The organism is Shewanella sp. YLB-07 (assembly GCF_009377275.1).
Genome location: NZ_VOQB01000001.1, coordinates 703,509 through 720,483, shown reverse-complemented (window position 1 = coordinate 720,483; position 16,975 = coordinate 703,509). Strand labels below are relative to the sequence as shown.

Genomic DNA, 16,975 nt, shown 5'->3' with positions numbered 1-16,975 from the left:
ATCGGCGCAGAGTTCCAGAGGATTCAAAATGGAAGATTTAGCAAACATGTACGGCCACAGTGACCCAATTGCCGTAATTGGACTGGCGTGTCGATTTCCAAAAGCACCCAATGTGGAAACGTTCTGGCACAATCTGATGAATGGCATCACAGGTCAGTCATACTTTTCAGAGCAAGAGCTCAATGCCTCGGGCATCTCACCGAATGTTTATCAGCGCAAAAATTTTGTGCCAAGCGGTGCTGTGATAGAGAAACCTGAGTACTTTGATGCAGGATTGTTCGGTTATTCGCCTAAAGAAGCGCGTTCTATCGACCCACAGCAAAGGCTGTTTTTACAAAATGTTTGGCACGCGCTGGAACATTCTGGCCATGCACCCACAGGGATCAAGGTCAAAACGGGCATATTTGGTTCAATCCGTACCAGTACCTACCCATCATTTAACGACTTCGATGTCACGCAAGTTGGTCAGGTTAAAGGCTTGCAGGCGCTGATAGGTAACGACAAAGATTATCTTGCCACTCGGGTCGCGCATAAATTCAACCTGACAGGCCCCGCATTCACCGTTCAGACTGCGTGCTCTAGCTCTCTGGTTGCCGTTCACTTAGCGTGCGAAAGCTTACGTTCCGGCGAATGCAACATGGCCATCGCTGGCGGCGTTGCGGTGTCATTCCCGCAAATATCAGGGTACGAGTATCAACCGGGAATGATCTTTTCATCCGATGGTTTATGCCGCCCATTCGATGCTAATGCCGATGGCACATTCGGCGGACACGGTGTCGGCAGTGTGGTGTTGAAGCGATTGGAAGACGCTTTGCAAGATGGCGACAACGTCCTTGCCGTGCTGCGTGGCAGTGCCATCAACAACGATGGTCAAGACAAAGTAGGATTCACGGCACCATCTGTAAGTGGTCAGACGCGAGTACTCTTAGAGGCCATCCATCTCGCTGATATTCAAGCAGACGATGTGGAAATGATCGAGGCACATGGCACAGGCACTAAGCTTGGCGATCCAATAGAGGTCACGGCAATCAAACAGGCTTACCAGCGTAATGCTCAGGTAAAAACCTGCTATTTGGGCTCAGTTAAAAGTAGCTTGGGTCATCTGGACACCGCGGCTGGCATCGCCTCTCTAATCAAAACCGTGCTCGCTGTATCTCGGGGGAAAATTCCTGCATCTCTCAATATCACCCAAACAAACCCCGCCTTGCAGCTCGATGACTCTGGTTTCAAGCTGGCCAAGGAGACGATCGATTGGCATAGCGAAACACGAACCGCCGCAGTCTCTTCATTCGGGATCGGCGGGACAAACTGCCACATGCTGGTGCAATCTGTCCCCAAGCGAGCGCAACCTGTGATCAACGGGACGACCTCGGCCTCAGATTTGAGTTTATTTATATCAGCAAATAGTGAAGCCTCATTACGAGATATAGCTAAGGGTTACAGCAGCCTGTTGAAAAACAATGCGCACTTTGATGATGTTGCCTATTCAGCGTTAACCTCGCGGTCCACGGATTTGCCTTATCGACTGGCCGTAAACAACAGCGCATCAGCAGCAGAAGCACTGATCCGGTTTGCCAAATCAGGACAAACATCGCCCAATTTGGACTGGAGTCAGAAGCAAAAGTCGACCAAAGTCACCTGGTGTTTCACCGGCCAAGGGAGTCAATTCCCAGGGATGGGGCATGAACTCTACCTTGCTTGCCCAGCATTCAAAGCCAGCATAGAGACCAGCCAGACTTATTGCCAACACGTTAGGGAGGCACCGCTAACAGAGGTCATGTTTGGTGAACAAACGCACCTTCTTACCCGTACCGATCATGCTCAGCTGGCTATCGTGGCATTCGAAATCGCTATGGCCGCTCATTGGCAAGCCAAAGGGTTCGAGCCCGATATAGTCATGGGGCATTCCGTCGGTGAATTCGCGGCATGTGTCGTAGGCGGTTATCTCAGTCACCAGCAAGCCATTGAATTAGTCGCCGAGCGCGGGCGATTAATGCATGAATGTGCCCAACAAGAAAAAGGCGTCATGCTGGCGGTCTTCACCAGCGAAATAGAAACCCAATCCATCTCTGCCTTGGATGAACTTGATCTCGCCGCCCACAATGGCAGCCAACATTGGGTGTTTTCTGGCAGCGCTGCTGCAGTAGAACGCGCAGCAACAGCACTTGACGCCAGCGGCATCAATTTCAGAACACTTGATGTGCCATGCGCGGCTCATTCCAGATTGTTGGATGATATGCTGAGCCCCTTTTCAGACTTTGCTGCAGGCATCTCGGCTTCGGCAGGCGCTATCCCGCTGATCTCATCACTGACTGGAGAACTGCTTGCATCAGAAAACGCACTAACCAGCCATTACTGGGCACAACATGTTCGCCAACCCGTACAATTTAGACGCACGGTAGAGTCGGCGATTTCCCAAGGCTGTACCGTATTCCTAGAAATGGGCCCCACTCCCCACCTCACAGCCATCAGCCAACGAGAACACTGGCAACAGGACATTCGTTGGCAAGGCACGCACCAACACAAGATGACCGCAGAGAAATCAAAGGCTGCCGTGCTCAGTACATTGTACGTCGCAGGGATGGATACCGACTGGCCATCACAGTTCAACACGATTGGCCATCAGTGCGATCTGCCACTCTACGCCTTTGACGAACAAAAATATTGGTACCAAGCCGAGACAATCAATCCCGTTAACCACAACAAAGACAGCGAACTCACTCGAATGAATGAGCCGGAGTCTGCCGCAGCTGGATACGAATTAATGCGCTGCTGCGCGATTGAAAATTTTGTTAAATCTTGTATTTCAAGCCATCGTTTTACGCTCAAAGCGGTAATTCTAGGGGGGAGACTCCTGCCTCGTTATCGTCAAATAGTACTCGCGTTGCTAGATGTGCTTATCGACAACGGCTACTACAGCAGCAATGGTAAGCGGTTTGTGCGCACCAAGAAGCCACTTCCCCCAACAGACACCGCAGCCGAATGGTTAAGAGAACAGATACTGAAAACACCGAATAAAATCCCTATTTCAATGGCTGAAATCCAATGCCTCATTCAAGCCTCAACCACATTAAAAGATAAATTAAGCGGTCTTGAACATATCCCTGCTCATGGTCACAACCGCGTCGAAGAAGTCAATATCCTGCTGCGCAATCGCCTGGGGGTAGCCGAAACGCAAGGTCGAAAACATGGACCTCAGCACACTGTAAATGGTGGCCTTACCTATCAAGACTGGTCATCTCTGTCCCACCAGCAAGACTTGTTCACTCTAATATCCCAGCAGATCCCAGCCTTTACGCAAGAAAACAACGCCGAGTGGGAAATATCGGTTTCGAGTACGTTTTCACCCAATAAAGTCACCCAAGTCGCAGTCAGCCGAACCTCTGGCATGTGGGGACAGGCAAAATATGACCTACGAGCCAAATCAGCAAAAGGGGTCTGGCAATGGCTGGGCGACGCCTATACTAAAGGTTTTAATTCATCTGATGCCCTTAAGTTGTTGCCTTCTCCGCACAATCACTATGAGTGGCAGTGGCAACGAATCGCCCCTTACACAGACAGCCAATCACTGACGATAAGCCCACTTGATATTGAACAAGCGCTGTTAACCACAGGCGAAGTGCACCGTCTGAATTCACATCAAAGCTTGGTCACCTTGCCACAGGGCAACTTAAGCCATGTCACGGCGCAAATGGCCAAAGTACTGAGTCGTGACTTTGACACGCTTTATGTACTCACCTCAAACACCATGCCTGTTAATTCAGGCGATCATATTCAACCAGAAAAATTTGCCTTGATGTCACTATTGAGAGTTGCACGGGCCGAATACCCCACAAAGACAATCTACTTGCTAGACGTCGATAACCACCATCCCGAGCATATCTCACGCGCCATTAAGCAAGCTCCTTTTAGCCTTTGTACTGAGCTTGCGTGTAGAGAAGACCGCTATTTCGGCCCCAAGATTCTGCCAGTACAGGCATCAGACAGCATTATCCCTCAGCAATGGTTTACCACCCAAGGGTGGCACTTAGTCACAGGTGGAATGGGCGGGATAGGACGCTTGGTCGTCAAATGGCTAGCAAGTTCAGGGGCCAAAAATATCGCCGTTTTGGGACGAAGTGAGCACCCAGATTGGCCAGAGTTTTGCCAACAAATGGCGACATTGGGCTGCACTGTCGACACCTTGGTATGTGACATGTCGAAACAAGGCCAACTCGAACTGACACTAAGCCGTTGGCAGACCGAACTGCCGATCATCGGTGCTATTCATGCCGCTGGCACATCGGCACACGGTTTATTGGCGACATGGGATCAGTCTGCAACAGAGGCATTGCTTCAAACCAAAGCCATGTCATTCACGGCATTACATCAATGGTTAGAGGCACAAGATGCTCAGTACCTTATTGGGTTTTCTTCAGCCGCCTCTTTAGGCGCACTGGGACAAGGTACCTATGCGGTTGCCAATGCTTATCTTGAGGGTTATACCCTCAGTCAGAAAGCAACAAGCCGCAGCCGTCTCATGAGCATTAGCTGGGGTGCCTGGGACAACATTGGCATGACAAGCAGCCAGAGACTGCTCGACAAGCTGAGTAAAGACGGCATGCACACCATAAGCGCGCAAGAAGGGTTATGGCACCTGAGTCAATGCTTCTTAAATGGCCAGTCAAATTCGCTAGCGATGAACATAGAAAACCAGCATCCAAATTTCTGCCGCTACTTCGCTGACAGTATAGCTCCCGCAATCCAAGTCACGACATCGATAGTCCCCTCTACTGGTGCTGAAAAAAACAATAACACGGCAAAATCAGAGGTATCAGACCTACCGCTTTGGCTGACTGATAGAGTGCGCTACCAACTCGGTATTGCTGAATCGACCGCAGTCAGCGACGCGCAGGATCTGCTGCAATTAGGCATGGACTCGTTACAATTTATTGAGCTGAGCACAGCAATTCAGAAGCAATTTGGCATTAAGATCAATGCTGATGAAGCTTACCAAGACCTATCCGTTGCTGGCTTGGTTTCACTCATCAATGAAAGGGTGCGAAACGGCGCTGGATCTGTACCTGTTTTACCGTTCAAGATAGAAAAGCAAGATAAGCATCTGCCATTCCCGCTGACGCCAATACAGCATGCCTATTGGATTGGTAGAGAGTCCTGGATTAAATACGGCGGCATCGCCTGCCACGTAGTATTTGAGTGGGACAAAAATCTTAACCAATTCGATCCCGAGAAGTTTGAGAATGCGTGGAATGCGCTGATTGAACGCCACGATATGCTAAGAATGACGATAACACCCAACGGTGAACAAATCGTCCAGGCTAACGTGCCGCATTTCACCATCCCCGAAACCAGTGTCAGTTCGCTACCGGAAAATGAACAGCGCAATGCACTCGATGCGATCCGACATTCAATGAGCCACGACGTTCGCCCCGCAGATGTATGGCCATTGTTTGACTTACGATTCACCCGTATGTCAGACACCAAAATCAGACTTCATATGAATCTTGACCTGCTGCAGTTTGATGTTCAGAGTTTCAAAATCATGATGGATGATCTAACGACCGCATATCAAGGCCTTGCTTTACCTGAGATGCCACTCACTTTTCGTGATTACGTGATGCACGAACAAAAGCTAAGGCAACAAGCAGACTGGCAAGCCTCATGGGATTATTGGCAACAGACTATTCCAAACCTGCCAACAGCCCCAAGGTTGCCGTTGAACTCCAATTATGATAGCGAAAGCCCCCAATTCATCACACTTGGAGGCAAGCTGGATTCGGCTCAGTGGCAAGGGCTCAAGTCCCAGTGGCAGCAGTGGGGAGTGACCCCGTCTGCCGGTCTGCTGACCCTCTTTGCACACACACTCGCTAAATGGACCTCGTCATCAGATTTTACCTTAAACATGACCTTCTTCAACCGTCAGCCATTCCATGAAGATGTTGAGGGCATCATAGGTGATTTTACCTCCGTGCTGCTGATGGACTTTATGCTGTCAGCGCCGTCCAGCTTGAAGCAATATATGTCTGAAACACAGGAGAAGCTTTGGAAAAGGCTGGGACACAGCCAGGTCAATGGCGTAGAAGTGATCCGCGAACTGGCTAAACACCTTAAGGCCTCAGGCAAAATAAGCGAACAAGAAGCGACTTTGCCGCTGACCCCAGTGGTATTCACCAGCATGCTTGGCATGTCTATGGATGGGATGGACATAAAACAAGCCATGACCAGTCTGCTTGGCGATCCCGTTTACGTACTGAGCCAGACGCCACAAGTCTGGCTCGATCACCAAATAATGGAGGTCGACGGCGCTCTCGTCTTCAATTGGTACTGCATGGAAGACGTGTTGGAACATGATGTCTTGCGTACCATGTTCGCCGACTATAACCAACAACTGACAGACGTGGCTGCAAATCCGTTATCGATGGAAAAAATCGTTTTAGCCCCACAAACTAGAACGACTCTAAGCCCCTCGCCCCTGCTTTTGCCCTCGCCCCTTTTACAGGCAATAACCCTACCGGAGATCACCGAAGAAACAGCCAAGGAGGTCGCCGACGCGTGGATGAATATCGAACATCAAGCGCTTGTTGGGATCTGGAACACACTGCAAAACCATCAGCTATTTACAGTAGAAGGCAAACACTACTCACTCCAACACATCTATGCACAGTTAAATGTTGCGACTAAACACCACAAACTGATTGTTCTTTGGCTTGATCAACTCAGCCGCGAAGGCATGCTAACCCAAGATAGTCACGGCTACCTATTTGGCGGCCAATTCCCCACGCCACCGACAACATCTCTTCCAACGGCTAACTGGTGTCAGCGTTTGTCGCAGTATTTAAGCGAAAGCATACAGGCTCACCCCGCATTGCTTGATGACAGTAAATCAGCATTAGAGATTTTGTTCAAAGACAACGAAGTCACCGATTGCCTATATCGCTCCAACCCTTCGCTGCACATTCTGAACTTAAGTGCAGCCGAGGCCATTAAGGCGATTGGCGGCGAATACCGACAAGGAATAAATGTACTGGAAGTGGGGGCTGGTACCGCCTCGACATCACAAGAGGTACTGAGAATAGCTTCAAATACCATCAAACACTACCAGTTCACCGATATATCATTAGTGTTCCTACAAGAAGCTAAACAGACATTATCTGCCTATTCTCAAGTCCACTATGAGTTGTTCGACATCAACCTACCCGCCAGTGCAAGTGTGAAAGTAGAAACAGGCTATCAGGTTATTATTGCTGTCAATGTGCTTCACGATGCCACAGATTTGCCTAAAGCGCTTAGGCAACTGCGTGGGTTACTGGCTCACGGGGGGCATTTGATCTTTATTGAAGCCACGGAGCAATTTAGCCCAATGCAGTTGGCAACGGTGGGCTTTATTGAAGGGATTAATGCCTTCAGTGATTTTAGGCAGCAGCAGAAAAGCGCGATGCTCGACTTGCCAGCTTGGTTAACATTATTGTCTGAAAACGGATTCGTCCCCCAACTGGTCTACCCCAACACTGAGCATTCAGTGCTACGCCAACACTTGGTCGTAGCCAACAACACCTCGGTGATCCAGCCTGAGTTTACCGCCACAGCTGATATCCTTGAACATGACATTCAAAGCCCAACTCTGGCGCTAAAAACCAATTCAGGCACGGCAGTAACAGTCGCGCAAGTGTGGTCTAAGATGCTCGACCGTGAGGTTGGGCAACAATGTGATTTTTTCCAGATTGGCGGTGATAGCTTGATGGCCACTAAGATGATTGTCGAGCTGAATCAGCAAGGTTTCATCCACGCAAGTTTGCAGCTGATATTCGAACATCCTGTGTTGGCTGATTTCTGTCTTGCTATCGACCCGACCACAGCAGAATCAGTCTCTATTGAGCCAGAGCAAGGCGGCTCTACGGCTGACACAGAGCCACACGATGGAAGCACTCATCAAGATAATGAATATGCATTAACCCCACTACAACATGCTTACTGGCTTGGAGAGAGTGATCTGTTTTCACTTGGAAACGGCATTGCTCATTTTTACGCGGAACTGGAGGTCAAACACCTTGATCGTGAGCGATTGACTCTGGCGTGGAATCAGCTGATCCGATGCCACGATCAGTTACGTGGTGTCATTGATAACGGGAAATACTGCATCAGCAAAGACGTGCCTTACTATCAGCCGCAATATGTCGATCTCACCGCCATGGATAAAGCCAGAAAAGATCGCTTTATCGGCGAAGCGAGAGACCAGATCGCGGCTCAAGGTGTCCCTACCGACCAATGGCCGCTGTTCGATATCAACATATTGCAAACCGACATTGACACCTCACTGGTGCATTTGGTTGTGGATCTGGTGGTGGCAGACGGCAAAAGCTTAGGCATCTTATTCCAACAATTACAGTCTCTGTATGAAGACCCATCTTCAGCTTTACCTGTCCCTCACATGACCGCCGCCGCGTATCTCCGTGAATTGGAAAACACCAAAGCCTCTGAGGGCTATCAACGCGCGCAGCATTATTGGTCACAAAGGATCCCGACCTTGCCCGAAGCCCCCACGCTTCCGCTTGCTGACAGCCGAGATGAAGACTTATCTCAATGCGTGCTTACTCATCGCATTAGTCAACAAGAATGGGCTCAGATCCAAAGTACTGCGTTGGCCAATAATGTCCTGCCCTCCATGGCCATGCTCACGGTATTCTGTCTGGTGTTGAAAACATGGAGTGAGACTAAACACTTCTCGATCAACATTCTTCACAGCAATCGTCAGCCTATGCAGTCAGAGACGGTAATAGGTAACCTGTCAACCACCTCAATGTTGGAAGTCGATGCCACGGGAGGTATGGACTTAAGCACTTTCGCTCATCAGCTCCAACAGCGTATGACAGAAGACTTAGCCCACGCCAGTTTTGATGGTCAGCAGGTGCTAACAGAAAAAAACCGCCAAAATCGAAACTTCAGCGCAGGCATGCCAATAGTGTTTAACGACACGGTATCAATAGGTCAGAACAAGCCACTGACTATCGGTAAATTAAGGAGTTTTGGCGCACAGACACCACACGTTTATCTGGACTGCATGCTGATCGCCTCAGTGTGCGGTGGTATCGACATCAAATGGACGATTCAGGAGCATCACCTGAAACCCGGTGTATTCGATGCCATGTTTGAGGTTTACGTACAAACAGTACGTTCATTGCCATCAGCTAACTGGGGTAGTCCCCTATCCCCACCCATGTCAACATCGCAAGTTACATCACGCCAGTTTGCGAATGCAACCAAAGCAGCACTGACTTTGAAGACCTACAATGGCAGAGATAAACCCGTCCAGACACTGTGCGACATGATCCAAAATGGGGTGACAGATTACCCTGATGATGTCGCCATCCAACAAGGTGATGTCGCACTGACTTACGCGCAAGTTTGGCGTTCATCCAACGCGTTGGCAGCGCAGATCTTAGCCAGCGAAGACGACCGCCCTTTGATCGCCATCGTGATGCATAAGGGCTGGGAACAAATTATCTCTGCCATTGCCATTTTGCTGGCAGGTAAAGCCTATATGCCTGTGGATGCGTCGTATCCAAGCAAGCGAATTGCGGAATTATTGGCACTGAGTGATGTCTGCACTGTGATCACCCAACACCATGTTCCCACGCCCTCCGCTTGCTACCAAACTCTGGTACCCAGTCTGGATGCAAAAGCCCCCAGTGGCTTTACTGCTCCAACGATAGATCCAAGTGATATAGCTTACGTCATCTTTACCTCAGGATCGACGGGCAGGCCTAAAGGGGTCGTCATGGATCATCAAGCCGTCGTCAACTCTTTGCTGGATATCAACGCTCGAATTGGTCTCAATAACCACGACAAGGTCCTGGCTATCTCTGCGCTTAATTTCGATTTATCGGTCTTCGATATCTTCTCGACACTGAGCCAAGGGGCAAGGTTGGTCATACCTGAAATATCACCGGCGCAAGATCCAGAAGCCCTGGTTAGATTGGCAGCAAGCGCAGGGATCACCGTTTGGAACAGTGTCCCAGCCTTTGTGCAGTTGCTTGCTGATTGCCTGGAGCGCAACCAATCCAAGCTGCCACAGCTACGCTACATCATGATGAGCGGAGACTGGATCCCCGTCAATTTACCCGATCGTTTATTCAAGGTGACCCCAAACGCACAACAGCTCAGCCTTGGTGGTGCGACAGAAGCAGCAATCTGGTCCATCAGCTACCCAATCAATAAAAGCTATGCCAACTGCACGAGCATTCCCTATGGCAAACCCTTATCCAACCAAAGATTTTATATTCTGGATAAGTCATTTTCCTCCTGCCCAGACTGGGTTGCCGGCGAGCTTTACATCGGCGGTGATGGGCTGGCAACAGGCTACTGGCAAGATACTGACAAAACAGATGCTGCCTTCATCACACATCCACATAGCGGTATTCGTTTGTACAAAACCGGGGATTGGGGCCGTTACCAACCCGATGGCAACATTGAGTTTCTCGGCAGAAATGATCAACAGGTCAAGGTAAATGGGTATCGTATTGAGCTCGGAGAGGTCGAAACGGTGTTGCGTCAGTGTCCAGCCGAAAACCTGGGAACTCGCGTGCAGGATGCTATGGTCAAATCGATGGCTCACCCCAGTGGTGGCATCAGGTTGATTGCGTATGTGGTGTATGGGAACAATGCCGCGGATAATAACCAGTATCTGCTTGATTATGTGCGAGGTGTCTTACCGCAATACATGTGCCCTTCGCAGATAGTCACACTAGATAGCCTACCGCTGACGGCCAACGGTAAAGTTGACCGTAACGCCCTACCATCCCCACACTTTACCCCAAAGACCCATTTATTGCGTCAGCCTTCCTCGAACACCGAGCTTAGGCTGGCACAGATATGGGCTGAATGCCTGAACGTAGAGAGTATTCCGGCCAATCAAAGCTTCTTCGATCTCGGCGGCAACTCCCTGATCGCGGTGCATCTCATCAATCAGATCAACACCCAACTCAATGTCTCACTCACCGCAGGACAACTGCAAGCAAACGACACCATTGAGCGCCTCGCCACATTGACCGAATCTCAAGATTCGACGGCAGAGCAAGTGCCCATCCTCCTCACTCCACACTGCAGCGATAAACACCACAACACCTTGTTCATTATTCACCCTATCGGGGGACACTTACTGAGCTATCAGCGCCTCGCAAGCCAACTTAACAATGTCACGCTATATGGGCTTCAATATCCTGAACACAAGCTAACGAATCACGAGCCTGATATTCAGACGTTGGCGCACGACTATTTACGTATGATCCAAACGATTCAGCCACAAGGTCCATATCAACTTGCTGGTTGGTCATTTGGTGGTGTGGTGGCCTATGAACTGGCGCATCAGATGAGCGCGCAGGGCCATGAGGTAACCAACTGCCTACTCATTGACAGCTACAAGCCGAGCATGAATGAAGCCTCACCATTAAACGATTCAGCGATTCGTCAGCACTTTTATGCCGATTGTGTCGGCAGATTTCCAGAGCTGGCCGAAGCTGAAGTGCCAGATTTCAGCCAAGATGCCGTTTTCTTCTCCTCAATGGCTACCGCATTCGACACGACAACATCTTCTGGCCTGCTAGATATTGCCACCATTGCCAGTTTGTTGAATGTTTACCGCCGAAACCTGCGTGCCATGCTCAGCTATTCCCCCCCGGTGATGAACCAGTTATCCGTGACGCTCTTTGCCGCAGAACAACCCAGCCATTTGGACTTCATGAGCTATCAACACCCAGAGATAGCCAATCGAGCTTGTCATGGCTGGCAGGACTGCTGCGCGCCGCGGGTGCACTTTATACCGGGAGACCACTACACCATGCTGCAAGATCCAAATGTAGCGTCACTTGCCCAAGAAATCTCTCAGTTGCTGACGGGCCCTCAACAACAGACTGACTCAATTCAGAATAGATCCAAGGAAGTGTTTGAAAATGAATAAACCTAAAAAAGTCGTCATCGCCGGCACTAAATTTGGCGAGCTTTATCTCAATGCTTTTATCGAGCCTCACCCAGATTTGGCGCTGGCGGGTATCATTTCCCAAGGTAGCCAACGCTCACAGACATTGGCAAACGCCTTTGGCGTCCCTTTGTTTCAGGATGTCAGCGAATTGCCTCTGGATATCGATATTGCTTGCGTCGTCATCAGAGCCTCGAGTATCGGCGGAGCTGGCAACCTATTAGTCGAAGACCTTTTACAACGTAAGATCCACGTCATTCAGGAACATCCCGTCTCTGTCAATGAGCTGAACCGTCATCAATCCCTTGCTCAGCAGCACGGTGTTCATTATCGAATAAACAGTTTTTATGCCTCATCTGCAGCAGGAAAAACCCTGATCGCGGGCGCACAACACCTCAGTAGCCAAACACGAAAGGATGCGAGTTACGGCAACCTCACCACCAGTCGTCAACTCCTGTATTCCACATTGGATCTGTTACTGCAATCTCTGGGAGAAAGTACCAAATTACAGCCCACCTTGCTGGGTAAACAGAAACAATTCGACATCATTAACCTACACTCAGCTCAAGGTGATTATCTATTGCAATTGCAAAACTATCTCGACCCTCGAGATCCAGATATGCACAGCTTAGCCATGCACCGCATCATGCTGGGTTGGAACAATGGCTATCTGGCACTCGCAGACAGTTATGGTCCTGTGACTTGGACGCCGGTTCTGCATGCTGATAATCACCAAAGCGACAGCCACAGCTTGTACCAAATCGTTTCGAAGCCTGAAGGTCATTACCTTAACCAACGCACAACTCAAACTCTATGTGACAACCAAAGTCAGGTAAAAGATACCTTTGAGAGCCTAGGCCCGGACGGTGTGCTGTTTACCCTTGAGCAATTTTCTCGGGTGATAGATGGCCAAGCGTGTGAGGCTGGATTCACGCTCGCGCACCAATTAAACGTCGCGCAACTTTGGGAACACATTCTGGCACTTTCAGGACAACCACAAGAGCAAGCCATATCACCCGCTATCCGCATCAAGATGCCATTGGCTGAGCCAATAAGAGGACAAGTATAATGGAGCAAGTATTCAAAACCTTACATAAAAGTAGCAATCGGCCAGACCATATTTGGGTGATTTTCCCCTTTGCCGGAGGCAGCCTGAGCGCATTCAAAAGTTGGACATCTCTGGGAGATGACCTACTGCCAAACAATACGCTTATTTTACTCGCAACCTACCCAGGTCGCGATAACCGCATGCGCGAGCGGCCACATCAACACATTTCGGATTTAGCCAACAATCTGTTTGACGCGTTAATTAACCTGATTTCCCATAGCGACTTACCCGCCAATGCCACTCTCCGCCTGTGTGGTCATAGCATGGGCGCCCAGGTCGCCTTTGAAGTTTGCAAGCAATTGGAGGAGCACTATGGTTCTGCCACCCCAATCACCCAATTGGTGTTATCAGGGTGCCACGCCCCACATCTAGAAAGTCGAAGAACACTCAGCCACTTACACAATGGCGACTTCATCGATCAATTAATTGAAATCGGCAGCGGAAGCGCTGTCCTCAAACAACACCCCGAACTTTTACCGGTGTTTCTTCCCATGTTAAGAGCCGATTTCCTTGCCACCGAAAGCTATTACAGTGCACTTGAAAACGCCCCTGAACTGCGATACACCCCATGCACGTTAGTGTTTGGAGAAAGCGATCCAGAAGCTTGGAGTTCAGAGGTACAAGAGTGGCGTGAATGGCTTGACCCTGCTTTACGCACACATGCCCGGGTAGTCGGAATTCCCGGCGACCATTTTTATATCACCACATCCCCCGCGACGTTTATTCGACATGTTATCGAACAGACGGAAAGTACCACCTTAGTTCGCTCCACCCCAAAGCAAACAAACAGCGCAAACCCTGTCAGATCCGGAGAGCAACATGGCTAATCACCACGAACAAACCTACAAAACATTCACACTAGCACACCAATGCCAACCCATATTACTGGCAACTGAGCTGACTAGCTTAGCATTTTGCAAGGATTACCTCGTCTATGAACACCACGATGAATGGGCCATAGGCATCAACAAACTAACCCAACTGACCGTCAGTAGCAGCGGTGAAATTACTGATTTTAATGGCTACAAGCGTAGGGTCAAGCCCACAAAAATTTGCCAGACGATTCATCAAGCAACCCAAACGTTAAACATAAAAGATTGGCGGTTGTTTGGGCGCGCAGATTTCGAGTTCTGCCGCTTTGCTCACAACCTACAACAGCAAGAAACCAGCCGCGAACTGCTGGAATTGTTTGTGCCGGAAACGGATATACGGATCACAAAAAAGCGCATTGTCATTCGCACAATGGACGATACGGTACTGCCACAGATCCAAAGTATTATTGCTGACTGTACCAATAACACGACCGCCACAGAGCACTGCCACACCGCTCTGACCCAAGACGATATTCTTCATGCTCAGGCAGTCAAACAGCACTTTCAGGAAAGCGTGCGCTCAGCTGTCGAGGAGATAAAGGAACACAAATACAACAAGGTTATTTTGTCCCGTGTCGCAATACTTCCAGCTAATGTTGACTCGAAAAAAAGCTTCATCGAAGGGCGTAGGAAAAATACACCTGCTCGTTCATTTATGTTGAAACTCGGTGAAATTGAAGCCTTTGGTTTTTCTCCTGAAACAGTATTAGAAGTCGATGAACACGGCAATCTCAGCACCCAGCCCCTTGCGGGCACTCGCGCATTGCCTGATGATCCGCAAGCCGCCATTCTACTTAGAAACGAATTGCTGACAGATCCGAAAGAGATTGCCGAACATGCGGCCTCAGTCAAACTCGCGGTCGAGGAGTTAACGCAGATTTGTCCCTCTTCGACAGTGAACGTAGCAGAGTTTATGCAAGTATCAGAACGAGGCAGCGTTCAGCACCTTGCTTCTCGTGTCACTGGCAACTTGTCAGAGGGGAAATCCGCCTGGGATGCCTTCAATGTACTGTTTCCCTCAATTACTGCATCGGGGATCCCAAAGCGAGAAGCCATTGATGCGATTGCCAGGTTCGAACTTTTACCCCGGGGCTTATACAGCGGCAGCGTTCTTGTGACCGATCACAATGGTTACTTCGACGCAGCACTCGTACTGAGGACGGCCTATAAGCACCAGTCAGTTTCTTTATTACAAGCTGGCGCTGGTATTATAGGTTTATCAACCCCCGAAAGAGAATGGGAAGAAACCGGTGAAAAGATGGCCTGTGTACTCGATCATTTAGTATTTGAAAAAGGACAAGAAAAGCACCACCTTGCCACCGATACCGTGCCCGCTGATAGCATCCTTTGCGAGGAAAAGTCATGAACTCAATGTCTGATACCTTAAGTGCAGTGGATGATTTACTTCAAGGATTTGAGCCTTACCCCCCATCTCTGGCACGCTGCTACACCGAAGCCCAGATTTGGGACAACGCCCCCCTTTGGACAATATTAAGCCAAGGGGCACAACATCATGCTGACAAAGTGGCGATTAAAGATACAGTACGTGAGCTGACCTACCGTCAGTTACTCGAGCAAGCCGATGGGATCGCCAAGCGCTTCCAAGAAGATGGATTGATCATGGGCGATCGCGTGGTCATTCAACTGAGCAACACCTGTTACTTTGCCATCGCCTTTTTTGCCGCTCAGCGAGCAGGACTGGTCCCCGTGATGGCACTGCCCGCTCATGGGCTCGCAGAAATAAGCCATTTTGTCGCAGTATCTCAGGCCAAAGGATACATCTGTGAACGTATCCCAGGGTCGCCTGAGTCTTTGGCAATTGCGGACGCACTGAGCATGAGCGACAATTCGTTGACCCATATTTATGCCATCAAGCATCACGGTAAATATCTCGACTTTCACCCCTCATCTCAACCCGGCTTCACTCCGCCAAAGGTAATCCCCGAACATCCGGCATTATTTTTGGTATCCGGTGGAACCACAGGGCTCCCCAAACTTATCCCACGCACGCACAACGATTATCTGTTCAACATTCAAAGTTGCGTCGAAGTTAGCGATATCACGGCAAGCGACATCTACCTCGCGGTTTTACCCGCCGCACACAACTTTACACTGGGTTGCCCTGGCCTATTAGGCGCATTATCAAAAGGGGGACGAGTGATCTTTTCGACCCAGGCGGGGCCAGATCATTGTTTCGATTTAATTGAAAACCACTCGATCACAGCGACAGCGCTCGTGCCTGCATTGGCTCAGTTATGGACAGAAGCGAGCGAATGGGAGACGGCAAACCTGTCCAGTCTCAGATTGATGCAAGTCGGTGGTTCAAAGCTGGCTTATAGCGACGCATTAGCGATTCAAACCGCCTTTCCTAAGGTATTGCAGCAAGTTTTCGGCATGGCAGAAGGCTTAATCGCTTGCACCCGATTAGGCGACGCACCGGCAATCATCGCGGCCAAACAAGGTCGCCCGGTCAGCAAGTGGGATGAAATTCGAATCGTCGATAACGCAGGAAATCCAGTCGCCATCGGCGAAGAAGGCGAACTGCTTACCCGTGGCCCTTATACACTTCGCGGCTATTATCGAGCACCGAAACACAATCAAGTTGCATTCACCGATGACGGTTTTTATCGAAGTGGAGACAAAGTGAGAATGAATGAAGATCGATATATCACGGTCACTGGCCGAATCAAAGATGTAATTAACCGTGCGGGGGAAAGCATTGCCACCGATGAAATTGAAGCACATCTACTCAGCCACCCAGAGATCGCTCAGGTTGCCGTCGTTCCTGTTGCCGATACTCATTTAGGCGAACGTATCGGCGTAGCTTTAGTCTGTAAAGGCGAGCCTTTGACGCTGCAGAACATTCGCCATTTTCTGAAATCTAAAAATCTCGCTGCATTTAAAATGCCAGACGAATTGCACCTTGTGCACTCCCTTCCTAAAACCGCGGTCGGGAAAATAGACAAAAAAAGCGTACCGGGCCCTAATGGAAAACCTTGGATGCTCAACACGTATCGTTAATCT

5 protein-coding genes are annotated in these 16,975 nt (G+C 49.6%); all 5 read left to right on the top strand.

Features of this window, described 5'->3' with window-relative positions; all coding sequences use genetic code 11:
• The first annotated feature begins 28 nt into the window (after positions 1-28).
• From FS373_RS02905 to FS373_RS02885, 5 genes are read left to right on the top strand one after another with little or no spacing between them, the layout of a single operon-like run.
• Entirely contained in the window at positions 29-11,953 is an 11,925-nt protein-coding gene (locus FS373_RS02905; protein WP_152828999.1) for a non-ribosomal peptide synthetase/type I polyketide synthase, read from the top strand.
• Entirely contained in the window at positions 11,946-13,040 is a 1,095-nt protein-coding gene (locus FS373_RS02900) for a Gfo/Idh/MocA family oxidoreductase (protein WP_144047188.1), read from the top strand. The genes FS373_RS02905 and FS373_RS02900 overlap by 8 nt, the downstream gene beginning before the upstream one ends.
• Positions 13,040-13,906 (top strand): thioesterase II family protein, encoded by an 867-nt coding sequence (locus FS373_RS02895; RefSeq protein WP_152828998.1) that lies wholly within the window; start codon positions 13,040-13,042, stop codon positions 13,904-13,906. Before FS373_RS02900 ends, FS373_RS02895 begins: the two co-directional genes overlap by 1 nt.
• On the top strand, positions 13,899-15,317 hold the full coding sequence (locus FS373_RS02890) for a salicylate synthase (RefSeq protein ID WP_152828997.1): 1,419 nt from the start codon (positions 13,899-13,901) through the stop codon (positions 15,315-15,317). Before FS373_RS02895 ends, FS373_RS02890 begins: the two co-directional genes overlap by 8 nt.
• Complete coding sequence (locus FS373_RS02885; protein WP_152828996.1) at positions 15,314-16,972, top strand: (2,3-dihydroxybenzoyl)adenylate synthase; 1,659 nt, start codon at positions 15,314-15,316, stop codon at positions 16,970-16,972. Before FS373_RS02890 ends, FS373_RS02885 begins: the two co-directional genes overlap by 4 nt.
• Positions 16,973-16,975: the final 3 nt, after the last annotated feature.

Bases quoted from the DNA above. Each gene is read 5' to 3' on its own strand.
- FS373_RS02890 (WP_152828997.1), top strand. From the start codon at position 13,899: ATGGCTAATCACCACGAACAAACCTACAAAACATTCACACTAGCACAC.
- FS373_RS02905 (WP_152828999.1), top strand. From the start codon at position 29: ATGGAAGATTTAGCAAACATGTACGGCCACAGTGACCCAATTGCCGTA.
- FS373_RS02895 (WP_152828998.1), top strand. From the start codon at position 13,040: ATGGAGCAAGTATTCAAAACCTTACATAAAAGTAGCAATCGGCCAGAC.
- FS373_RS02900 (WP_144047188.1), top strand. From the start codon at position 11,946: ATGAATAAACCTAAAAAAGTCGTCATCGCCGGCACTAAATTTGGCGAG.
- FS373_RS02885 (WP_152828996.1), top strand. From the start codon at position 15,314: ATGAACTCAATGTCTGATACCTTAAGTGCAGTGGATGATTTACTTCAA.